The 23,264-nt window shown below is 67.3% G+C and carries 14 protein-coding genes and 1 pseudogene; 2 read left to right on the forward strand and 13 right to left on the reverse strand.

The window, feature by feature from the left end:
• A pseudogene (locus ASR47_RS09845) lies at positions 1-187 on the reverse strand (carbohydrate porin); the annotation flags it as partial.
• 321 nt (positions 188-508) lie between these two features.
• Here ASR47_RS09845 and ASR47_RS09850 point away from each other — a divergent pair.
• Both ASR47_RS09850 and ASR47_RS09855 read left to right on the forward strand, forming a co-directional pair.
• A complete protein-coding gene (locus tag ASR47_RS09850; RefSeq protein WP_065307603.1) occupies positions 509-2,422 on the forward strand; it encodes a glucokinase in 1,914 nt (637 codons plus the stop codon).
• Position 2,423: 1 nt separating this feature from the next.
• The gene (locus tag ASR47_RS09855) at positions 2,424-3,485 is read left to right on the forward strand and encodes a LacI family DNA-binding transcriptional regulator (protein WP_082988844.1); all 1,062 of its coding nucleotides are present in this window, start codon (positions 2,424-2,426) and stop codon (positions 3,483-3,485) included.
• Here ASR47_RS09855 and ASR47_RS09860 read toward each other — a convergent pair.
• The 12 genes from ASR47_RS09860 to mmsB all read right to left on the reverse strand — a co-directional run bounded on the left by ASR47_RS09860 (position 3,480) and on the right by mmsB (position 23,259).
• On the reverse strand, positions 3,480-4,037 hold the full coding sequence (locus ASR47_RS09860) for a hemerythrin domain-containing protein (RefSeq protein WP_065307604.1): 558 nt from the start codon (positions 4,035-4,037) through the stop codon (positions 3,480-3,482). The genes ASR47_RS09855 and ASR47_RS09860 overlap by 6 nt on opposite strands.
• Positions 4,038-4,105: 68 nt before the next feature.
• Complete coding sequence (locus tag ASR47_RS09865) at positions 4,106-4,549, reverse strand: KGG domain-containing protein (RefSeq protein ID WP_065307605.1); 444 nt, start codon at positions 4,547-4,549, stop codon at positions 4,106-4,108.
• A 197-nt stretch (positions 4,550-4,746) separates the two neighbouring features.
• Entirely contained in the window at positions 4,747-5,667 is a 921-nt protein-coding gene (locus tag ASR47_RS09870) for a carbohydrate kinase family protein (protein ID WP_065307606.1), read from the reverse strand.
• On the reverse strand, positions 5,664-6,878 hold the full coding sequence (locus ASR47_RS09875) for an AGE family epimerase/isomerase (protein ID WP_065307607.1): 1,215 nt from the start codon (positions 6,876-6,878) through the stop codon (positions 5,664-5,666). The genes ASR47_RS09870 and ASR47_RS09875 overlap by 4 nt, the downstream gene beginning before the upstream one ends.
• 57 nt (positions 6,879-6,935) lie before the next feature.
• Entirely contained in the window at positions 6,936-7,937 is a 1,002-nt protein-coding gene (locus ASR47_RS09880; RefSeq protein ID WP_065307608.1) for a tetratricopeptide repeat protein, read from the reverse strand.
• Between the two features lie 225 nt (positions 7,938-8,162).
• A complete protein-coding gene (locus tag ASR47_RS09885) occupies positions 8,163-10,166 on the reverse strand; it encodes an SWIM zinc finger family protein (protein WP_065307609.1) in 2,004 nt (667 codons plus the stop codon).
• On the reverse strand, positions 10,163-11,305 hold the full coding sequence (locus tag ASR47_RS09890) for a VWA domain-containing protein (protein WP_065307610.1): 1,143 nt from the start codon (positions 11,303-11,305) through the stop codon (positions 10,163-10,165). Before ASR47_RS09890 ends, ASR47_RS09885 begins: the two co-directional genes overlap by 4 nt.
• On the reverse strand, positions 11,298-13,754 hold the full coding sequence (locus tag ASR47_RS09895; RefSeq protein WP_065307611.1) for a DUF5682 family protein: 2,457 nt from the start codon (positions 13,752-13,754) through the stop codon (positions 11,298-11,300). Before ASR47_RS09895 ends, ASR47_RS09890 begins: the two co-directional genes overlap by 8 nt.
• A complete protein-coding gene (locus ASR47_RS09900) occupies positions 13,745-14,866 on the reverse strand; it encodes an ATP-binding protein (protein WP_245714313.1) in 1,122 nt (373 codons plus the stop codon). The genes ASR47_RS09895 and ASR47_RS09900 overlap by 10 nt, the downstream gene beginning before the upstream one ends.
• Positions 14,860-18,603, reverse strand: a complete 3,744-nt coding sequence (locus ASR47_RS09905; RefSeq protein ID WP_065307612.1) for a DUF4132 domain-containing protein — start codon at positions 18,601-18,603, stop codon at positions 14,860-14,862. The genes ASR47_RS09900 and ASR47_RS09905 overlap by 7 nt, the downstream gene beginning before the upstream one ends.
• Positions 18,604-18,635: 32 nt before the next feature.
• A complete protein-coding gene (locus ASR47_RS09910) occupies positions 18,636-22,184 on the reverse strand; it encodes a DUF4132 domain-containing protein (RefSeq protein WP_150127746.1) in 3,549 nt (1,182 codons plus the stop codon).
• Positions 22,185-22,356: 172 nt separating this feature from the next.
• Positions 22,357-23,259: a 3-hydroxyisobutyrate dehydrogenase gene (gene mmsB / locus ASR47_RS09915; RefSeq protein ID WP_065307614.1), complete on the reverse strand. Its 903-nt coding sequence runs from the start codon at positions 23,257-23,259 to the stop codon at positions 22,357-22,359.
• Between the last annotated feature and the right edge of the window lie 5 nt (positions 23,260-23,264).

A 23,264-nucleotide genomic window follows, 5' to 3' on the forward strand; every position in this document is an offset into this window, starting at 1 on the left:
CGAAGCAGCCTTGTGAGCCGCCGTCACTGGAGGTGTTGCTGCCGGCGCCAGCGCGCAGGTAGCCGTGGAAGCCTTCGGAATCGGTCGGGTACATCGGGTCTGCCATGGCCGAGCCGCTGGCGATGGCTAAAACGATGGCGGCAGGCAGCGCTTTCAAAGCGGCCTTCAACATGTTGCGATGCAGCATGGGTAAGTCTCCTCAGTAGTTGTTTTTTTCTAGTACTTCGTGGCCGAATGTACTGGCCAGAAATCTTTCCAGCAGAGACATAGTAACTATACTACGAACAAATATCAACATATTATGTTGTAATCCTACGACTAGTCTGACACAGTTTATTTGACTATTTTTACGTTTGCGCAAACCACTTTTTATTCGCGCAAAACCGCTGCGAAAAGCGTGTCGCCATTATCTGGCACGCACGGCGTATACACTCTAAAATCCGTGCTTTCACCATAACGACAGTTGCGCCGCAAAGACGGCGCACACAAACGAGACAAGAACGCCGCCATGAGAATTGATGAAAGAACAGAAATAGCCGGCAGCGAGGCGGCCGACCGTTTTACCGATGGTCCGCGCCTGCTGGCCGATATCGGCGGCACCAACGCCCGCTTCGTGCTGGAAACGCGGCAAGGCCACCTGGAAGCGGTGGCCGTGCTGCCCTGCGACGACTACGCCTCGCTGCTTGACGCGATCAACGCCTATATCGCCAGCCCCGAGGCGCGCGCCGCCGGTTCGGCACGCATACGCCACGCGGCCATCGCGATTGCCAACCCGATCGACGACGACAATATCCGCATGATGAACCACCACTGGTTCTTCTCGATCGAAGCGATGCGCGCGGCGCTGGGCCTCGACACCTTGCTGGTGGTGAATGATTTCACGGCGCTGGCCATGGCCCTGCCCTATCTGCGGCCCGACCAGCGCATGCAGATCGGCGGCGGCATGGCGCGCGCCGACAGCGTGATCGGCCTGCTCGGCTCGGGCACGGGCCTGGGCGTGTCGGGCATGATACCGGCCGAAGACCGCTGGATCGCGCTCGGTAGCGAAGGCGGCCACGTCAGCTTTGCGCCGTGCGACCAGCGCGAGATGGACGTGCTGTCGTATGCCTGGCGCGAACTGTCGCACGTCTCGGCCGAACGGCTGGCGTCCGGCCGCGGCCTGGAACTGATCTACCGCGCCCTGTCGGAGCGCGCCGGCGTGACCGACGCGCAGCCGCTGCCGGCGTTTGAAATCACCAGCCGGGCGCTGGCCGGCGATTGCGCGGTGTGCCTGGAAGCGGTCGACTGCTTCTGCGCCATCCTCGGCTCCATCGCCGGCAATGTCGCCATGACGCTGGGGGCGCTGGGCGGCATCTATATCGGCGGCGGCATCGTGCCGCGCCTGGGCCCCTTGTTCGAGCGCTCGCAGTTCCGCGCGCGCTTCGAACAGAAGGGCCGCCTGAACGACTACCTGGCGCAGATTCCCACCTTTCTGATCACCGCCGAACTGCCGACCTTCCTGGGCATCGCCGCCATCCTGGCGCAAAAGCTCAAGCGGGCAAATTCTGGTGCGCCGGTGCTCGATTCGGTGCGTCAGGCGCGCGCGCGCATGAGCCCGTCAGAATGCAAGGTGGCCGACTGGGTGCTGAAGGAACCGAACGCCATGCTGACCTTGCCGATTGCCGAAATCGCCCTGCGCGTGGGCGTGAGCCAGCCGACCGTGATGCGCTTTTGCCGCTCGATCGGCGTGCAGGGACTGGCCGACTTCAAATTGAAACTGGCCTCGGGCCTGACCGGCGGCGCCATCACGGTGGCGCACTGCCATGTGGAGATGTCGGACTCGGACGCCGAACTGGCGCGCAAGGTGCTGGGCAACAGCGCCTCGGCCGCGCTGGCCATGCGCGACATGCTGGACGTGAAAGCGCTGACCGAAGCGATCGACATGCTGCGCGACGCGCGCCGGGTGGAATTGCTGGCCGTGGGCAGCGCGCGCGTGGTGGCCGACGACATGCAGCACAAGCTGCTCAACCTGGGCATCGTCAGCAGCTATTTTGCCGACCAGCAGGCGCAGGAAATGAGCGCGGCCATGCTGAAACCGGGCGACGTGGCGCTGGTGATTTCGCGCTCGGGCGCCCTGCCCGAACTGCTGCGCACGGTGAAAGTGGCGCAGGGCTGCGGCGCGCGCGTGCTGGCCATTACGGCCAGCGGCTCGCCGCTGTCGCGCCAGGCCGACGTGCTGCTGACATTGAACCACCCGGAAGGCAACCTGAACTTCGTGCCGATGATCGTGCGCCTGCTGCAGCTGATGATGCTCGATATTCTGTCGGTGGGCCTGGCGCGGCGCGACACGGTACAGCGCAGCGGCGCGGCCGGACCGGAAGCAGGCCAGCTGCACGGCATGCGCATCAGCGGCAAGCTGAAGTTCGGCGGCCATCTGGAATAGGATGGCGACCTCTCCCACCACGGCCATCGACGCGCCGGCCGGCGCCACCGTGCACGACGTGGCGCGCCTGGCCGGCGTATCGGCCATGACGGTGTCGCGCGTGATCAACGGACGCGCCAGCGTCAGCGCCGCCACGCGCGGCAAGGTCGACGCGGCGATCGCCGCGCTGCGCTACCAGCCCAACCTGGCGGCGCGGGCCGCGCGCACCGGCACCCTGCGCATCGGCCTGTTGTACAGCAATCCCAGCGCCGCCTACCTCAGCGAATTCCTGGTCGGCGCCATGGAGCAATGCAGCCAGAGCGGCGGCCAGCTGCTGCTCGAACGCTGCACCGACAGCGGCGGCCAGCGCGCCGCCATCGACAAGCTGGTGGCGGCCGGCGTGGACGGCATCCTGATCCCGCCGCCGCTGTGCGACTCGCGCCAGGTGCAGGCGCGCCTGAACCGCATCGGCATGCCGTCGATCGCGGTGGCCACCGGCCAGCCCTCGCCGGCGATTTCCGCCGTGCGCATTGACGACTACCAGGGTGCGCTGGCGATGACGCGCCACCTGCTGGCGCTCGGCCACCGCGATATCGGCTTTATCCGTGGCGACCCGGCCCATACGCCAGCCCTGCTGCGCCAGCAGGCGTTTATCGATGCGATGCGGGAAGCGGGGCTGGCCGTGCCGCCATACCGGCTGGCGCAAGGCATGTTTACCTACCGCTCGGGCCTGGAGGCGGCGCGTCGGCTGCTGGAGGCGCCGACGCGGCCCAGCGCCATCTTCGCCAGCAACGACGATATGGCGGCCGCCACCCTGGCCGTGGCGCACGGCATGGGCCTGGCGGTGCCGCAGCAGCTGGCCGTCTGCGGCTACGACGACACGCCGGTGGCCACCACCGTGTGGCCCGAACTGAGCACCATCCACCAGCCGATCGCCGCCATGGCGCGCGCCGCCGTGACCCTGGTGCTCGACGAGATACGCCAGCGCCGCGCCGGCGACGTCGCGCCCGCCACGCACCAGTTGCTGGCGTTTACGCTGATGGCGCGCGCATCGACAGCGGCAGCCGCCAAGCCTGCCTTATAGCGCGCCCTGCTGCCCGATCGACGATGCCGGCGGCGCCATGCCCTGCCCGCCTTGCATCTGCATCTCGGGCAGCTCGATTTCCGCCTTGCGCGCCACAATCTGGCGGCCCAGCTCCAGCAGGTCGATCTTGGCCTCGCGCGCGGCCGGGAAGATCTCGTTTTCCTCTTCCTCGACATGGTGGGCGATCTGCTCGGACAGCACCTTGACCCTCGCGTCATACAGGTCTTCGCCCGGCGCCATCGAGACGATCTGCGCGATCAGCTCCTTGGCCGACGCGTGCTCGACGCGCGCCTCGTCGACCAGGTCCTGGTTGCTTCGCGCGGCCTTGCGCACGGCCGGGTAAAACAGTTCCTCCTCCGCGGTGGCATGTTTGCTCAGCTCGGTACAGATCTTCAGCGCCAGCTTGCGCTTGCTGACCAGCGAACGGTCGCTGAGGGCTTCGTATTGTTCGAACAGTTCCTTGACGTTCTGGTGGTCCTGGGCCAGCAATTCGAGCGCGTCGATATCGCCGTCCTGGGCCATGGCATCTGCCTGATGGGATTGGGTGGCCATGTGGGTTTCTCCGAAGGATAACGGCGCACGGCGGTGCGCCGGGAAGTCGTCAGCTTTGAACGCGGCGATCAGCCGCCCTGCTTGCCGCCATCGTTCTTGTGGCTCTGGCGGCCCGCTGCGGCGTGCTGCTCGGGGGTGCCGCCACGGGTGCCGCCGGAAGCGCCCGAACCGGAGCCGGAGCCCGACCCGGCACCCGACTTGCCGCCGCTGCCGCCTTCGCTGTCATCGCTCTGGCGGTTGCCATCGTTCTTGTGGCTCTGGGCGCCGGCGGCGCGCGCCTCTTCGGACGTGAACTCGTGCGCGCGGCCCGAGGCGTGGGCGGCGCGGCCACCTTCGGCGGCGATCTCGCGCTGCTTGTCCGGGTCCATCGAGGCGAAGCCGCGGTTGCTGGTGTCGCCCGACTGGCGGCTGCCGCCGGAACCGCCTTGATCATCCTGGTCGTCCTGCTTGCCGCCCTGCTTGCCCTGGTTGCCGCCTTGATTACCGCCTTGATTACCTTGATTGCTGGCCATGTCATTCTCCTGTGAGTCGACGTGAATAAAGAGAGACGGCGGCGCGATCACGACAGGACCGCGACAGCCGAGGCTCAAATTCTAGGCAAGGGACAGGGGCGAGTGTGTAGGACGTCTACTCGCCGCAAGGTAGGGAAAGCCGGAAGTACGGCTACTGTTTGACGCAGATCAAGACTGCGTCAAACAGGGATTGAAAGCTAAACGAAAAGCACGGTGCGCGCCGCCAGCGATTCGATCAGCTCCACCGATGGCGGCGAGCCGCCGGCGGCCAGGCAGGCGCCCGCGCCGGCCGCCACGGCGTAGCGCAGATGCTCGCCGCCGTCGACGCCGGGACGGTACATCAGGCTGTACAGCAGGCCGCCGATGCTGGCGTCGCCGGCGCCCACCGAATCGACCACCTCGATCTTCGGTGGCGACGCCTGCCAGCTGCGCTCGCCCTGATAAAGCGATGCGCCAGCGGCGCCGCGCGTGTACAGGAAAGTCGCCTGCGGGTTCCAGCTGCGCAGCTGGGCAAACGAGGCGTCGATCCGGTCGTGGCGGAACAGGCCCGCCAGGTCTTCATCGGATACTTTCACCACATCGGCCAGCGCCGTCATGCGCGCCAGCGTGGCGTCGTAGCGTTCGTCCATCATCACGCGGAAATTGGGGTCATAGCTGATCTTCACGCCAGCCGCCTTGAGCGCCTCGGCCAGCGCCACCAGCTTGCCGGCCAGCGGTTCGCGCGCCAGGCTGATGCCGCCGAAGTGCACCCATTGCGCGCCCTGCATCCAGCCGGCCGGCAGCTGCGCCGCGTCGAAATGCAGGTCGGCGCTGTCATCGCCGATAAAGTAATAGGTCGGCGGATGCAGCTCATGCACGATGGCCAGCAGCGGCGACTTGGCGTAGCGCTGCAGGAAGCGCGCATCGAGACCGGCCGCGTCGTTGGCCTTGGCCAGCGCGTCACCGAACACATCGAGGCTGACGGCGCCGGCAAAGGCGCTCGGCACGCCCAGCCTGGCCATCACGCGCGCCACGTTCCAGGTCGAGCCGCCAACCTGGCTGCGCCACTGGTCGCTGCCGGTGCGCAGCATGTCGGTCAGCGCTTCGCCGGCCGAGACAAAGGAAGGAAAGCCGCTCATGCCGCACCGCCGATCACGTTCAGCACTTCATAGCAGGCGCCCATGGTGTGGTAATCGGTCTTGCCGGCCGGGCTTTTCTCATTGCTGATCTTCTGATTGTCGGGCGTCAGGATGCGGTACCAGGCGCCGTGGTCATGGTCGACGAAGTGCTTCCAGCTGTAGTCCCAGATCCTGTCGTAAGTCTGCCAGTAGCTTTCATCGCCGGTGCGCCGGGCCAGCACGGCGCAAGCGGCAAAGCTTTCGGCCTGCACCCAGAAATACTTGTCACCATCGCAGATCTCATCCTGCGGGCCGAAGCCGTAATGGATGCCGCCATGCGTGTGGTCCCAGGCTTTGGCCAGGGCGGTGTCGAACAGTTCGCGCGCGCGCGGCAGCAGCCAGTCCGATGGCCCGGCCATGAATTTGGCGTGGCGTTCCATGATCAGCAGCAGCTTGGCCCATTCCGTAAAGTGGCCGGGCTGGTAGCCCCAGGGGCGGAAGATATTGCTCTTGTCGTGCAGGTTGTAGTCCCAGTCGATCGACCAGTCGGGTTTGTAATGCTCCCAGATCATGCCATCGGCCAGGCCAGCCTGGCGCACGGTGATATTGTGCGCCAGCGTTTCGGCGCGGTGCAGGTAGCGCGCCTCGCCGGTCGCCTCGAAGGCCGCCAGCATCGCTTCGCAAGCGTGCATATTGGCGTTCTGGCCGCGGTAGCCGTCGAGGGTTGCCCAGTCGGCGCTGGCCACATCGGCATACAGGCCGTGCTCGGGCAGCCACAGGCGCTGCTCCATCAGCTCGAACGTCTCGTCGAGATACGCGCGCGCTTCCTGCATGCCGGCGGCAAGCGCATGCGCGTAGGCCAGCAGCACGAAGGCCAGGCCATAGCAGTGGTTGGCGCCGTCCTGCACGGTTTTCACGCCATCCTGCCACGTCAGCTGCCAGGCGTAGCCGCCGGTTTCCGGGTTGCGGTGCACATCGCGCAGGAAGGCCACCCCATGACGCAGCGCGGCCTGGTAGTCGTCGTCGCCGAACTGGCGGTAGGCCATGGCGTAATTGAAGATGAAGCGCGTGCTGCTGACCAGGTGGCGCGTGGTGGTGTCGTAGATAGTGCCGTCGTCGAGGAAGAAATGGTAAAAACCGCCGCTGGCGTCGAGCGCGCGCGGATGGTAAAACCGCATCGTCTGCAGGATATGCTGCTCGAGCATGCTCTTGGAACGGAAATCGGGATTCATGAGTCTCTCATCATATTGTTATCGATAACAAATATCATATCACGCCAACCCGGCATCCTACCTCGGCAAGCCGCCTGCGGCCTTCGCTTGCGCCAGTTTTTCGCGCCATGCCGCCGCCTGTGCCGGATCGGCAGCTTGCCCCAGCTCGCCATGTTCATACACTTTCACCAGACGCTCCATCGCCTCGACGTCGCCCTGCCGCGCGGCCAGCAGGTACAGCGCGAACGGCGGCGGCGCCGGCCCTTGCCGGGTCGGCCCGCCACGGCCCTGCTCGAGCAGGCGCGCAAAGCCGGTCTGGCCGGGCGGACTTTTGGCGATCGCCGCCATTTCATACCAGCCCAGCGCCGCCTCGTCGCTTTGCGCCACGCCCTGCCCCACTTCATACGAGTAGGCGACATTGTTCAGTCCAGGCGGATCGAGCGCCTTGGCCGCCTGCGTGTACCAGCCGAACGCCTCCTTGCGCTGGGCCTCGTCGGTGGCCGTCATCATGAGCCGGTAGCCGATCTCATTATAGGCCGGGAAGTAGCCGTTTTCGGCATGTATCTTCAGCCAGTGCAGCGCATGCGCGCGTTCCTCGGGACTACTGTGGATGGTTTCGTATTGCAGCGCCAGGGTGATGTGAGCCTGCTCGACGCCTTGCGCCGCCGCCTTGCGCAGCCAGTATTGACCCTGCTTGCGGTCCACCGCCACGCCCTGGCCGTGCGTCAGCGTCACGCCGAGGATGGACTGCGCCGTGCCATCGCCGCCTTCGGCCGATTTTTTCAGCCAGACCAGGCTGGCATCGCGGTCGCGCGGCGTGCCCTGGCCGTCGTGCAGCATGCCGGCCAGTTGCAGCTGGGCCGCCGCATCGCCGGCCTGCGCGCCGGCGCGCGCCTGTTCAAACGCGGCGACCTTGCCGGCTGACAGGTCGGCCGGCCGGTTGACCACCGCGTCGACTTTCTGGCGCAGCGCATCAAGACCGCTCATGTCGAACGGCACCAGCGCCGGGTGCTGGCGTTGTTGCTGCGCCATCGCCGCCGCCGGCAGCATCAGGGAAAAAGCCAGGAGATATTTCAGCATGGGTCATCTGGAAAAATGTGCAGCCGCCATGGTAGCCGAAGCCGCCTGCAAGACAGCGCGCGGCTCGCGGCTGCGGCGCGCAATCATGCCGGACCGAACGCTCGCCGCGCCTGGCGCAGGAAGCGAACAAGCAGCCGAAGCGCATCGCCAGGCTCGAAGGCAAGCTGGAAAAAGCCAGGGCCGAACTGGCGGCGCTGCAGGCGCGCCAGCCCTGATGCCAGTAATTTACGCGGCAGTCTCCAGCGCGATGCAGGTGGTACAGACATAGGCCAGGCGCAGTGCCTGGGAAGCGTGCGGCGCGTTGACATAGTCCGCCAGAAAACTGGCCGGCAGGTCCAGCCCCAGCGCGCGCAAGGTAGCGCCATGGCGGGCCAGCTCGTTTGCAGCCTCCGGCTCCAGGCGCGGCCTGCCGCTGCGCGATTGCAGCGCCAGCCGGTCGACTACCTGCGCCAATACCAGCGACAGGCCCGAGGTTGGTTTCACTACCGGCGGCGCCATGCTGGTGCCGGCCAGGCTCTTGAAAAAGCGCGCCAGCGCCGATGGCAGCTTGCCCGCGTCGACGGCGAAATCGAGCGACACCACGCGCAGCTTGCCGTTCTTGGCGATCAGCAGCGCCACCGGCTGCCAGCGATCCGGCTCATCGCGCGCGCGGCTGGCCAGCACGGCGCGGATATCGGCGCCATCGGTGACGGCCGCCTGCAGCCGCGTGATGCGCGGGCGCAGCGCCTCCTGCGCCGGTATCACCAGGTTCAACACGGCGCCGCTGGCGTCGAACACCTGCCAGTCCAGCTGCTGGCGCACTTCATCGAGCAGGGGCGCGGCCACCGCGCTGGGCCGCAGCAGCACGCAGTCGACCGGCTGCGCGGTCAACCCGACGTTTTCGCCGAGGAAGGCGGACAGCGCCGCCCAGTCGGCAAAACCAAGCTGCTGCCAGCGTTCATCGTCGAGTTCCCACAATGGCATGGTGCTGGCGCGCGCCTGGCTGTCCATGGCGATGCGGCCATCGCCGGCCAGCGAGGCGCCGGCAAGCAGCAGGCCCTGCTCGCACAGGCGATGCACGCTGCCGGCGCCCTGCCACAAGCTGATGGCATTCCAGCTCGATTCGCGCGTAAATGAACGGTCGCTGCCGTCGGGCCGCGCCAGCACCGCCTGCAGTATCCGGCCCGCCTGGTGATCCCAGAACGCCAGGGTGAGGCCATGCGCGCCACCGCGCGTTTCCCACCACCAGGCGCCCAGCGGCAGCAATTCCAATGGCGCGTCGCCGGCGGCGTCGAAGCTGCGCCGCGCTTGCCCGCGCAGCCGCTGCAAGGACTGGCCGGTGGCCTGTTCCAACGCCGCGCACAGCGCGTAAATCGACGCCATTTCGTCGAACGCCAGCCGCTCGCTGGCGTGATAGTCGCGCCGCACCAGCAGGTCCAGCGTGCCGCCCAGGCCACGCAGCATGGCGGCCAGGCGCGGCAGGTTTTCGCCGCGCGCCGACATGGTCAGCGCGCGCAGCTGGCCGGCCGCGATCGCGCTGGCGTGCGACAGGCCATTGTCATACAGCTCGCCCAGCAGCCGGCGCACCTGGGCCAGGAACAGCAGTTCCGAGCTGCTGACGCCCTGCACTACCTCGGCCGGCGCCGCGTCCATCCCCGCCGGCCATGCAAACTCGCGGCCATGGGCGCGCCAGACGCAGGCCAGCGCATACAAATGCAGCGCCTTGCGTATCTTCAGCGGCGTGTCCGACACCATGCCCTCGTAGCCGGCGCCGCACAGGTAGCTGCAGGCAAGCTGCAAGGCCGGCAGTTCGATCTGCAGCCGGGCGTTGACCACCGTCGCCTCTACCTGGTCGCCGTCAAGCAGCCAGGCCAGCGCCTGGCGCACGGCCGGCTTGCCGGCCTGCTTGCACAGCAGCGCGCTGTCCTGCGCCAGCACCTCTTCCAGCACATCGGGCGCGGCGGCTGCGCCGGCATCGGCGTCGTCATCGGGCCGGTCGCGCAGCCACACGCTGGCTGCCAGGATATGCTTGCAGATGCCGGGCGCCGGACAATCGCAGCGCCCCTTTTGCGGCCCGCCGGCGTCCAGCGTCACTTGCTGGCCATCGGCCAGCACCACACCGCCCGCTTGCGCCTGCCAGTCGACCTTGCCCGCCTCCACGTCCTTCAGGGCGCGTCGCAGCAGGCCAGCATTGGCCAGGGTCGCCAGGCTGTCGTCGTCGAAGCTGCGGTACACCGCCTGCCAGCTCATTGCATCACCTCGGCCAGCCATTCGGCGAAATGCTGTGGCGTCAGCGCGGCCACGTGCATGCCCTGGTCGGCCAGGCGCTGCGCCATGCCGCGGTCATAGACGGGCTGGGCGCGCTCGTCCAGCGCTGCCAGGCCCAGCAAGGTCACGCGCGATTCGGCCATGCGCTTCAAGGAGGCCAGCAGCGGCCCCGGTGGCGCGCCCTCCTCGAAGTCGCTGATCAGGGCCATCACCGTGCGCTGCGGATTGACCACCAGCTGTTCGCAATACTGCACCGCGCGGCCGATATTGGTGCCGCCGCCCAGCTGCACCGTCAGCAGCACTTCGACCGGATCGCTGGCCAGGTGCGTCAGGTCGACCACGCTGGTATCGAACACTACCAGGCGCACATTGACGGCCGGCAGGCCGGACAAAATGCCGGCCACCACCGCCGCGTAGATCACCGAGTCCATCATCGAGGCGCTCTGGTCGACGCACAGGATCACGTCCCACGGCAGGCTGCGCCTGACACGCGCATTGAAGATGGGCCGCGCGATCACCATGCGTGCGCTGGCCGTGTCGTAGTGTTTCAGGTTGGCGGCGATGGTGGCGCGCCAGTCGAAGTTCTGCGCGCTGTTGATCTGGCTGCGGCGAAAGCGGTTGCGCCGCCCCGTCACGGCATTGACGAAATCCTTGCGCAGCCGCTCGGTGATTTCCTCGACCACGCGGCGGATAATGGCGCGCACGGCGTCCGTCATGTTGGCGCTCAGGCGCCCGCGCATGCCGATCAGGGCGCGCGCCAGCGCCTGGTTCGGCTCCAGGCTGGCCAGCACGGACGGGTCGCGCAAGAGGCCACTCAATTCATAGCGTTCGATCGCATGGCCCTGCACGCGCTCGTACACCTCCTGCGGAAAGAGTTTACGCGCCTGGTTCAACCAGTCGATGGCGCGCAGCTGGCTCGGGTCCAGCGAGCCGCCCGCGCCGGCGCTGCCGCCACGCAGCATGCCCTTGCGTTCATATTCGCGGCCATACAGATAATCGAGGCTGGCGTCCAACCGGCCATCTTGGGCCGACCACGCTTCGCCTTGCAAGGGCTGCGCATAGCGCCCCAGGATCAGCCGCCAGCGGCGCAGCAGTTCGGCATTGTCTTGATGGTCAGCCATGCGGCGCCTCCGGTGTCATGTTCAACCAGCCCGCCAGCGCGTCGCGCTCCAGGCAGGCGGCCAGCGCCGCGTTCAGGCGCCCGCCGGCCAGCATCTCGGCCTCGCTGACGTCGTAATGCAGTTCGGCCTGCAAGTGCTCGGGCGCGGCGCCATTGAGCAGCGCCAGCGCTTCGGCCAGTTCGCCCGTTTCCTGCGGTTTCAGGCCTGTAAACGCCAGCCGCAGATCGGGCAGGTACTGAATGAAGCTCGTTTCGTCCCAGCTGCCCACCAGTTGATTGAAGCTGCGCCGCAAACCTGGCTGCGTCAGCAGCAGCTCCGGTGCGGCGGCCATCAGGCCGGACAAGAACCGCACCGCGTCCTGCGGCGTGGCGCCCGCGCCGAAGCGCTGTTCCAGCAGCTGCGACAACTGAGCCTCGCTCCATGCGCCATCGAGAAACAGCAGCGCGCTGGCCGCGCCGCAGATGCCGGGCGCGCAGTCGGCGCGCCGCGCCAGGCCGTCCAGATGGCGGTGCAGGTCGGCCGTTTCAAACGCCAGCTGCGCTTCTTCTGCTGGCAAGGCGCTGCGCGCCGCACGGCCAAATTCGCGCAGCGCCAGCAGCTGCCCCACTTGCGCGCTTTCCGCATGCTGGTCCACATCGGCCAGGGCCGGCAGCAAAAACAGCGCCGCCGGCCAGGCGCGCCGCATCAGCTGCAGCACGCCCGGATGCTCGCGCACGCCCAGCGGCTCGCGCGCGCGCCACAAGGTCACCAGCGCATGGCCGCAAGCGACCACGGAAGCGAAGTCGCCGTCATCGTCGAGATGCTGCGACAGCAGGTCGAGCAGCCCGGGCAGGCGTTCATGCAGGCCGATCACGCAGGCGCGCACCAGCAAGGCGGCCGCGCTGCCGGCGGACCTGGCGCGCCCTTCCGCGCCCAGCGCCTGTTCCTCGCGCAGCAGCCGCGCCAGCGCCACTTCAAGCAGCGTCGCGCCGTCACCCGACAACTCGATCAGGCGCGCTTCGACCAGCGGCGTCCATGCATACGACCATTCCTCGAACAGCAGTTCGAGCCGGCCGCCGGTCAGGAAATCCGGCCCGCCCTGCCACTTTGCCAGGCCGGCATCGAGATACTGCATCAGCTGGAAATACTGGCTGCGCCGGCGGTGGCGCTCCTTGCGGTACAGGTCCAGCCGCGCCAGGCGCGGCTCGCCATCGTCCAGGCGCAAGCCATGGCGGCGCGCCAGCGCGCGCGCATCCTCCACCAGCGGCGGCGAACCGGCCGAGGGCGGCACGTCGCCCAGGCGGCTGCCCGTCATCTGGCGCCGCACGTCCGTCATCAAGCCCTGCATGCCGTCGTCGATGGCGCCTTTCACAAAGCACGAGCGCATGGCGTCGAGCAGGTCCTGCCGGCCCGGCCCCGCATGGCCGCGCAAGGCCGCCAGCCGCGCCGCCTGCAGCACGGCCGCCTGCACCTCGGCCGTCGAGATGCGGTCCTGCAGCCCGCGCGCACGGCTGTGCTGCGCCAACCGGGTCAGCTGGTCGACGGCCACCGCCAGGTGATGCTCGCCGCCAGGCGTTTGCAGCGCGTCCCACACGGCCTGGTAGTAGGCCGGCGCCGGCATGCCGGCGCCATAGCCGTTCAAGGCATCGAGACGCTCGAAGCTGTAGCGTATCAGCCAGCTGGGGGCGGCCGCCGGCGTGCCTGAAATCGGCCTGGCCTGTTCCAGCAGGTCGATCAGCGCGCTGGTATGAAAGCCGCCCGTCACGACCACGATGGGGCCGTCGACCTGGCCGCGCCAGCGTGCGATATGGGACGCCATATGGCGTTCGCGCGGCAAGCTGCCTTCCGCTTCCAGCACCGCCGGTTCATAGTCGAGGCGCGCCATGGCGCAGTAGGAAAACACGTCGCCGAACAGGCTGCGCCAGTCGAGCAAGGCCGCGCGCGAGCGCGACTCGAACAGATGGTCCCACAATTCATCCTGGTCGCGGCAACCGGCCTGGCGCGCCAGCGCGTTGAGGTAAGTGCTGTGGGCCAGGTAGCGTTCGGCCATCAGGCTGCGCGCCTCCTGATCCTCTTGCGTTTTATCCGCCCGCGCCTGCCATGGCAGGTCGATGAATGACAGTTGTGCGCCTACCTCCTGCCCGGTGACCAAGGCTACCCATTCCGGGCTGTAGTCGCAGAACGGGAAGAACGCCGAACGCGTGCGCGCGGCGCCGTCTTCGCCTGGTTCGCTGGACTGGCACAGCAGCGCCACCGGCGGGCGCGTACGCTGGTCCAGCAGCAAGGGCAGCATGTCGTTGAAGCCGTCCGGGCCTTCGATCAGCACGGCGGCTGGCCGCAGCTCGCGCAGCATGGCTTGCAAGGCAAACGCGCAGGCCGGGCTGTGATGGCGCAGCGGCGCGAAATACAGGCCGTTGGCGTGCAGTTTTTCGCGCGCCGCCATCAGGCTGGCCGGCAATGCTACAGCCATAGCTGGCGCGCCGCCTCGCCGAAGTGTTTCCACAGGTCGTCGCGGCGGCCCCGCTCGCGCACCACGGTGTCGAAATAATGGCGCACCCGCTTGATGTCGTCGGCGTTGTCCTTCAACACCACGCCCTGAAGCTGGTTGGCCAGCTCGCGCGGGCGCAGCACGCCGTCGCCGAAATGCAGCGCTTCGAGCGAGGCCGCATACACCAGGTTGACCGCTTCCGCGCTCGACATCACGGCGTCCGGCGTCTTGATGGCCGCCCCTTCGCGGGTCTGGCCGGCGCGCAGTTCCTGGAAGGTGGTCACCAGCAGTTCGACCACCTCGCGGCCCACCACCACGGTGGCGCCGATGGCGGCCAGCTCGCGTTCAAGCTGGCGCATCACCAGCTCCACCTCGAAGCCATGGTCGCGGATCGGCTTGACGGTCTCGAAATTGAAGCGGCGTTTCAGTGCCGACGACATTTCATGCACGCCCCGGTCGCGCAGGTTGGCGCTGGCGATAATATTGAAACCGCGCCGCGCATGCACGCGCGCGTCGCCGCCCAGCTCGGGGATCATCAGCTGCTTCTCGGACATCAGCGAAATGAGCACATCCTGCATCTCGGGCGCGCAGCGCGTGATCTCTTCGAAGCGCACCAGCTTGCCCGCCTCCATCGCCTGGAACAAGGGCGACGGCACCAGCGCGCGCCGGCTCGGCCCTTCGGCCAGCAGCAGCGCGTAATTCCACGAATACTTGATATGGTCCTCGGTGGTGCCGGCCGTGCCCTGGATCGCCAGCGCCGAGTCGCCACTGATGGCGGCGGCCAGCAGTTCCGACAGCAGCGACTTGGCCGTGCCCGGCTCGCCCACCAGCATCAGGCCCTGGTGACCCATCAGGGTGACGATGGCGCGGTCGACCAGCGGATCGTCGCCATAGAACTTGCGGCTGACGTCAAACGCCGCGTCGCCGAGGATAAAGCGGCGCACCGCGCGTGGCGACAACTGCCAGCCTTCGGGCCGCGGATCGGTATCGGCCGCCTTCAGGCGTTCGAGCTCGCCCGCATGGCGCTGCTCGGCGCTGCGGCGCACCGCATGCTTGTCGGTCTGTTCTGTCATCTTGGTTTTCTCGTCTACCATGGCATCTTGCTTTCCCACTGCGCATCATAACCGCCAGTCGATCTGGCGACCGCATGATAATCGGCATAGCTTTCGGCCAGCAGCACCGGCGGCACCTCGGCCAGTGGCAGCGGCTCGTCGCGCCACGATTGCGGCAGGCGGTAGAAGGCCAGCGTTTTCAGCGCCGCCGCCATCTGCTCTTCGGGCAGGCCACTGCCGGAAAACTCGATCAGCGCGCGCAGGCCGGCGCTGGGGAAGTCCTTGTGATACTCGGTAAACACGCCGCCATCCTCGGCCTGGCCACGCAGATAACCCTGCTTGCCAAACGCGCCGCGCAAGCCGAAGGTGTCGCCGACCCAGCCCTCGCGGTCGACAATGCTGTTGCCCACAATCAGCTCGGCTGGCGGCAACTGGTGCGTCAGTTGGTCGAACAGCGGCTTGAGCTTGTAGTCCTTGAAGTGGCTCTGCCAGGCGGCGATGGTCTCCGCGTCCAGCAGCGAGGCATGCGCCAGGCGCACATGGCTGCCTTCCGCCAGCGTGACTTCATCGTCGTTCGCGTCAAGCAGGCTGCCGTCCTCGCTCGGACGCAGCAGGGTTTTTCCCGCCGCGTCTTCACTGATCCATACCAGCGACTGCAACAGGCGGCCGGCGATCGGATGCAGCAGCAGGTATTCGCGCCATTCCTGCGCCGGCCACACGCGGCCGGCGCACATGGCCTCATACAGGCGCGCCGTCTGCATGGTGATGACCTGTTTCAGCTCCTTCTTGCAGCTGGCCAGCTGCTGCTTGGCTTCCTTGGCCACTTCCGGCGCCTCGTCCTGGCGCGGTTCAGGCAGGGCCTTGATTTCCTTGCCGTCCGGGTTGTGCAGCACCGGCTTCATGGCGCCGTCCAGGGTCACGTAGAACACCCGTTCGCCATATGGCAGGTCCAGGCGGCCATGGTCGTCGAAGCCGCCGGTCGGTATCGTGCGGTCGCCCAGTTGATCCTGGCTCCAGCCCTTGCCCTGTGCGATGCGTTCGACCAGCAGGCGCGCTTTTTCCTGCACCGAGGCGGTGCGGTAGCGGCGCGCGATGCCCAGCAAGAGCTGGATCACGGCCGGATCATGGCCGTCGGCCAGCGCGTCGAGCATGGCTTCGATCTGCGCGCGGCGCGGATAATGGTCGCGCAGATAGGCTTGCAGCAGGGTCAGCGCCACCTGGCCCGGCGTGTAGGCAGCCAGCGCCAGGATGCCTTTTTCGCCGATCGCGCTGCCCAGGTATTCGGACAGTTTTTCACGCCGCAGCTCGTCGAATACCTGCTCTTGCGTCAGCTTGCCCTGCGCGCTGTAGTACTGCGGATAGCGCTTGGCGCTGTCCTGGTAGCTCTGGTAGCGCCCTGGCGCGTTCGCCGCCGCGTGCGCGTTGGCCACCTCCATGGCCGGGCCGCGCACATCGTGCTCGATAAACAGGCGCAGGATGGTCTCGCCCAGCGCCGCGCGGCTGGCCTCGTCGAGCAGGCTCAGATAACGCAGCAGCAGGCCATTGCCGCCCGGCTCCTTCAACTTGCAGGCCAGCACCACCCACCAGCGGATAATGTCCGGCTCGACCGGCGCGCCATCCTGCCAGCGGCAGGCCGGCAGCAGGTCCAGCGCAAACCACGCCAGGCCGACCGGCGCCTTGCCCTTCAGGCCCTTGCGCGCGGCGGCCAGCAGCACCTCGGGCGACAGGCGCGGCGCCAGGTCCTCGCCCAGCTTTTCCAGCGACGTCAGTAAAGCGGCGATCACGGTCTCGCGCGATTCCTTGTCCAGCGCTTCATACAGGGCCGGCACGGCGGCCCGGTAATCGAGGTCGCTCAGCCAGCGCGCCGCGCCGATGCGCATGTCCTGCTTGCTCGAGCCCAGCGCCTCGGCCACACGCTTGCCGATGTCCGGCAGGCCGGCCAGCACCTGCTGGGCCGCGGCGCGGTGCTGCTTGCCTTCGCCCAGCGCAAACTCCATCACGCGCGGCAGCCATTGCACCGGCAAGGTGGGGAACATCGCCAGAATCTCCAGCGTGGTGCCCAGTTCCGGCGCCGACACGCCCTGGCGCTTTTCCACCGCGCGCAGGCCCAGGCCCTGGTCGATCAGCTCCGGCCGTTCGGCAAACAGCGGCCAGACCATGGCGGCGTCCAGCATCTGCTGCGGCTTGCCGCCCCACCAGCTGCTGGCCAGGCAGACCATCGCCACGCTGTCGTTCTGGTCGCCCGCCTCGCGCATGGCGCGGTCGAACAGGCGCAGGTCGAACGCCGCCTGGTCCTGGCGCGCCAGCCATTGCTGGAAGAAGCCGTCGTGCCAGAAGCGCACGCTGTTGTGCCGCGTGGCGATGATCCAGCGCGCCATCTGCGCCATGCCGAATTCCGGCAAGGCCGCCAGCTTGCCCTGCAATTCAACCACGCTGGTCACCAGGTTGTTCCTCAAAGGCTGGTCGTCACCCTTCTGGCCTTCGCCATTGAGCACGCGGATGGCGCCCACCAGGTACTCGTCCTTCAGCGCCTCGTAGCGTTTCAGGGCCTGCTGCTGCCATTTGTATTTGTGCTTGCCGCTCTGATTATCCTCGCGCTCCTGCTGCGCGTCGATGCGATACTTGGCCAGCAGCGCGGCGTGATTGGCGCGCAGCAGTTGCAGCGCGTCGTCACCGAGCCGGGTGGCCGGTGGCGCGGGCGGCAGCGGCGCCACCGTCAATTGATTGGCGCCCGCATCGCTGGCCGCGCCGAGCCAGGACAGCGCATTGCGCAGCGCCGCCTGCACCGGTTTGCTCGTTTCCACCGCCAATGCGCTTTCCAGCAGTGCCGCCTGTTGCGGCCCCAGGCTGCGTCCCAGCAGTTCGGCCGCCTGCGTGCGCTCTTCCGTCTTGCCCGTTTCCAGCAATTGCCGCAGCAGCTCGACGCGGCGCTCGGAGGGTATCGCCGCCAGGTGCGGCGCCGCTTCCGTGCGCACGGTCTTGCCGCCATCGACGGCCAGGCGCACCAGGATGGCGGCAAAACGGTCGGCCAGCGCCGGCGCGCCACCCAGGCGACGGGCCAGCTGCACCTTGCCGCTGGCCGACAGCAGCCCTGGCAATTGCTCCACCAGCTCGCCATGCGCCAGCATGTACTCGTCCAGCGCGCCGGCCACCAGCAGGTAAGGCAAGGCGCGGTCGCGTTCATAGTCGGACAAGCCGCTGCGCTCGAACACCATCTGCAGGCCGGCGATGGCCGGCTCGCCTTCGGCTTCCAGCAGGCGCACCAGCAGCCCGACATGCCAGCCGCGCCGGTTGACGATGGTGGCGGTGGCGCGCGTATCGTCGAAGCTGGCGTGCAGCGCGTCGTTGACGACATAGTGCAGCCAGTCGGGCACGGGCGCGCCGGTACGGTCCAGCGAGTCGCCCTGGTCTGCCGCCTGCAGCAACTTGCCGAGGCGCGTCAGTACCGCCGCATCGAGCTTGCCGGCATCGAACTGCGCATGGAACTGGTGGCGGTGGCGCAGGCTTTCGGAGGCCAGCGCGCCGTCTTTCTTGTCCATGTTGTAGCTGTAAAAACCGCTGATGAGGCGACCCGGCCGGCCCAGCAGCTTGCCGGCGCGCGGCGCATCCTGTTGCAGTTCCAGCAGCACCTCGGGATGGCCGCCATTGCAGACAAAGTCGCAGGCGCGCTCCCACAGCGGTGTCGAAATCTGCGTCAGGCCGCGCAAGCCTTTTTTCAACTGTGAAAAATCATCCAGGCCCACTGCCTGCTGCGCCACTTCCAGTATTTTTTTAAACATGTCGTCTTCCGTTCTTAGTGTGCATGAAAGCCCTACCAGGGCATTTTATTTTCCCAGTCGGCGTCAAAAGCGCCATGCGCCGCCACCGCCAGGTAGTCGTTATAGGCCTCGGCCAGCAGCACTGGCGGCACCTGCGCCGGCGCCATAGCGCGCTGCTTCCATGGCCCCGACAAGCGCTCGAAGCTCAACTGTTTCAAGGCAGCCGGCAGGTTATCTTCGGGCAGCGCATTGCCTGAAAAATGGATCACCACCCGCATGCCGGCGCCGCCAAACTCCTTGTAGTAATGGTCGAAGATGCCGCCGTCCTCGGCCTGCGCGCGCTGATAGCCCAATTTGCCGAAGGCGCCGCGCAAGGTGTAGGCGTCGCTGACCCAGCCCAGGCGGTCGCCGATCTCGATATCGTTCAACAGGGCGGCATCGGGCGAGGCGCGCTGCAACTGCTCGAACAGCGGCTTGACCTTGTAGTCCTTCAGGTGGCGCTGCCAGGCGGCCCCCTGCCCGGGTTCGAGCAGCGATGCATGCGCCAGCCGCAGCACGCTGCCGGGCGCCAGTGCCACTTCGTTGTCGTCACTGTCGATCAGGCTGCCGTCTTCGGTCGGACGCAGCACCGTCGATGGGCCGTCCTGCGCTTCCTGCGCAAGCCACAGCAGGCGCTGCACCAGGCGCCCGACGATCGGGTGGCCCTGCAGATAATTTTTCCACTCGTCCAGCGGCCAGCTGCGGCCAGTGCACATGGCGTCGTACAGGCGCGCCGTCTGCATCTCGACCACCTGTTTCAGTTCCTTCTTGCAGCCGGCCAGCGCCTGCCTGGCTTCATTGACGCTGTCGGCGTCGTCGCCCTGGCGCGGCTCTGGCAGCGCCTTGACTTCCTTGCCGTCCGCATTGTGCAGCACCGGTTTCAATGCCGCGTCGAGCGTGACCACGAACGGCCGTCCACCATGATCGAGCTCCAGCCGGCCGTCGTCATCGAGGCCGCCGGTCGGCACGGTGCGGTCGGCCAGCTGGTCTTCGCTCCAGCCGCGCCGTTCGGCGATCTGCTCCACCAGTTCGCGCGCCTTGTCCTGCACCGAGGCGGTGCGGTAGCGGCGCGACACGCCCAGCAGCAGCTGGATCACGGCCGGGTCCATGCCGCCGGCCAGGCTGTCGAGCATCGCCTCGATCTGTGCGCGGCGCGCATGGAAGGCGCGCATATAGGCCTGCAGCAGGCCCACCGCTACCGGTCCCGGCGCCTGCGCGGCCAGGGCCAGGATGCCTTTTTCGCCGATCACGCTGCCGTGGCTTTCGTCATAGGCGATAAAGGCACGCAGCACCTGGTCGCCCAGGGCGGCGCGGCTGGCCGGCGACAGCAAGCCGAGGTAGCGGGTCAGCAGGCCGTTGCCGCCCGGCTCCTTCAACTTGCAGGCCAGCACCACCCACCAGCGCAGGATGTCCGGGTCCACCGGCGCGCCATCGCGCCAGGCGCAGGCGGGCAAGGTCTCGAACGGGAACCAGGCCAGGCCGGCCGGCGCCTTGGCTGTCAGGCCCTTGCGCGCCTGCGCCAGCAGTTTGTCGGGATGCAGGCGCGGCGCCAGGTCCTCGCCCAGGGTTTCCAGCGCCGCCATCAGGGTGGCGCTGACGGTCTCGCGGCTTTCCTTGTCCAGCGCCTGGTACAGCGCCGGCACGGCGGCGCGGCAATCGAGATCGGCCAGCCAGCGCGCGGCCACGCTGCGCACCTCCTGCTTGCTCGAGGCCAGGCTGGCGATCACCTGCAGGCCGATATCGGGCACCTTGCGCAAGACATCCTGCGCGCCCTGGCGATACGTCTTGCCTTCGCCCAGCGCCAGCTCCATCAGGCGCGGCCGCCAGCGCACGGGGGGCTGCGGGAACAGTTCGATCACTTTCAGGGTCCAGGCCAGTTCCAGCGTCACGTCGCTGCGCGCCACCGACAGGCCCAGGCCCTGCTCGAGCAGCGCCGGCTGTTCATGGAACAGCGGCCAGATATTCTCCGGCGGCAGCAGGTCATGGGGCGAACCGCGCCAGCTCGGCTGCAGGCAGTCGAGCGCCATCAGGTCCGGCATGGCGCCCGCTACGCGCAGCAAGGTGTCGATGGTGCGCAGGTCGATGTCGGCCGGGTCCTGCTGCTCGATCCAGTCGCGCAGGGGGCCGTCGTTCCATGCCGAGAACCAGCGCTGGCGTATCGGTCCGTACCACAACGCCAGCTGGCGCAGGCCGAAGCCTTCCAGCGCGAAGATGCGGTCGCGGTATTCTATTGTCTGGCGCATCGCATGGTCCTTCAGCAGCGCGCGGCCTGCCTCGTCGCCCTCGCCATTGAAGGCGTCGATCACGGCGCGCAGCTGCGCCTCGCCGATGGCGTACTGCTGTTCCCGGCGCTGCTGCTCCCAATCGTACTGCTCGCGCCGGCTACGGTTTTCTTCAATTTCCTGGCGCGCGTCCTCGTCGCATTGCCTGAGCAGCGCGATATGGTTTTCCAGCAGGATCACCATCGCCTCTTCGTCCAGCAAGGTGAGCGCCGCCTCGGGCGCCGGTGGCGGCGCGCCGTCGAGCACCTCGGTGGTTGCCTCGCCCATGCGCGACAGCGCGTTGGCGATCGCCTGCTTTGCCGCCTTGCCCGACTCGTTGGCCAGGGCCTGTTCGAGCAGAACGCGCCGCGCCGGTGCAGGCGTGCGGCCCAGCAGCTCGGCCGCCTGCGTGCGCTCATCGAGCTTGCCATCGACCAGCCAGTGGCGCAGCAATTCCAGCTGCCGTTCTTCCGCAATCGCGCTGACAAACGGCGCGGCCACCGCGCGCACGGTCTTGCTGCTGTCGACGGCGTACGCCACCAGCACATCGTCGAACGTTTGCGCCAGCTCTTCGGCGCCGCCGATGCGCCCGGCCAGCAGGCGCTTGCCCTGGGCCGACAGACGCGGCGCCAGTGCGCGCACGTCACCGGGCTGCTCCTGCATCACGTTGTCGATCACATTGGGCACCAGCAGCCGCTGCAAACAGCGTTCCATCATGTAGTCGGCCACATGGCGGCGTTCGAACACCAGCTCCAGCGCCGCCGCTTCGGGCAAGTCTTCAACCGCCAGCAAGCGCATCAGCAGCCGCACGTTCCAGGCCCGCCGGTTGCTTGAGGTGGCGTCCTCGCGCGTTTCGCTGCAGGTGGCGAACAGGGCGTCGTTGACCAGGTAATGCAGCCAGTCGGGCACATCGGCGCCGGTCGGCTCGAACGACTGGCCCTGGTCGGCCGCCGCCAGCACCTTGCCCAGCCGGACCAGCATGGCGGGCGACAGGGTATCGGCGTCGAGCAGGCTATAAAACTGCGCGCGCGCCACCAGCCCGGCGCGCGCCAGCTTCGCTTCCTTGTCGCTGGTGCCGATGGCAAAAAAGACGTGGCTCAGGCGCCCCGGATGGCCGAGCAAGGTAGCCGCCCGTGAGCCTGCCTGGGCCAGCTCCTGCAGCACGATGGGATGCTCGCCCTGCAGCACAAAGGCGCAGCTGCGCTGCCACAGGTCCTTGTCGATCAGGATCAATCCCTTCAGACCAAGTTCCAGGGCCGTCACTTGTTCGCCGTCGACGGCGGGTTTGCTCGTATCGTTCATCAGCATCCTTGTGTGGTGCATCTATTGCACTGGGTCAAGTTGCTGATTGTATATTCTTAGCTTAGTGCCATGGCGTACGGTTGGAATTGGAGTGACGTCAACCATGTGTCGGATTGGCGGCGCGCAGTCCCGCGTAATCCGACGCCACCACCAGCGCCAGCAATCTATCCGCTTACGCTGGCGTATCGAGTTTGTAAATACTGGAAAAGTCCAGCCCGCCCGCCCCCGCCTTGCTGTGCATGTCGTACAACTGGCGCGCCAGTTCACCGAGCGGCACGCTGGCGCCGGATGCCCCCGCGCTTTCCACCGCCAGGCCCAGGTCTTTCAGCATCAGGTCTACCCCGAAGCCGCCCGTGTAGCCGCGCGCGGCCGGCACGTTATCCAGCACGCCCGGGCAAGGGTTGTAGACTTCCAGCGTCCAGTTGCGGCCCGAGCTTTTTGCCATCACGTCCGACACCACTTTCGGATCGAGACCGTTGGCCACCCCCAGGCGTATCGCTTCGCTGGTGCCTATCATCAAAATCCCCAGCAGCATGTTGTTGCAGATCTTGACCGTCTGGCCGCTGCCGCCGGGGCCCGCGTGGAAGATGTTCTTGCCCATCTGTTCCAGGAACGGCCGCGCGCTGGCCAGGTCTGCCTCATCTCCGCCAACCATGAAGGTCAAGGTGCCGGCCGCCGCGCCGGCCGTGCCGCCGGAGACCGGCGCGTCGATCATGCGCAAGCCTTTGGCGGTCGCCGCGGCGGCCACCTCGCGCGACACTTCGGGCGCGATGGTGGAGCAGTCGATCAGCAAGGCGCCCGCTTTCGCATGCGCCAGGATGCCAGTGTCACCCAAGGATGCACCCAAATACGCCCCCTGCACATGGCGGCTGGCCGGCAGCATGGTGACGACGATATCGGCCTCGCCCAGGGCCGCCGCCTGGTCTTCGGACGACAGCCCGCCGGCGTCGACAAACTGCCGCACGCTGGCCGGCATCAGATCAAAGCCGGTGACGGCGTGGCCGGCGCGCGCCAGGTTCTGCGCCATCGGCAGGCCCATGTTGCCGAGACCGATAAAAACGATTTTAGTCGTCATCGCGG

The organism is Janthinobacterium psychrotolerans (assembly GCF_001677885.1).
Lineage (GTDB): Bacteria > Pseudomonadota > Gammaproteobacteria > Burkholderiales > Burkholderiaceae_D > Janthinobacterium > Janthinobacterium psychrotolerans.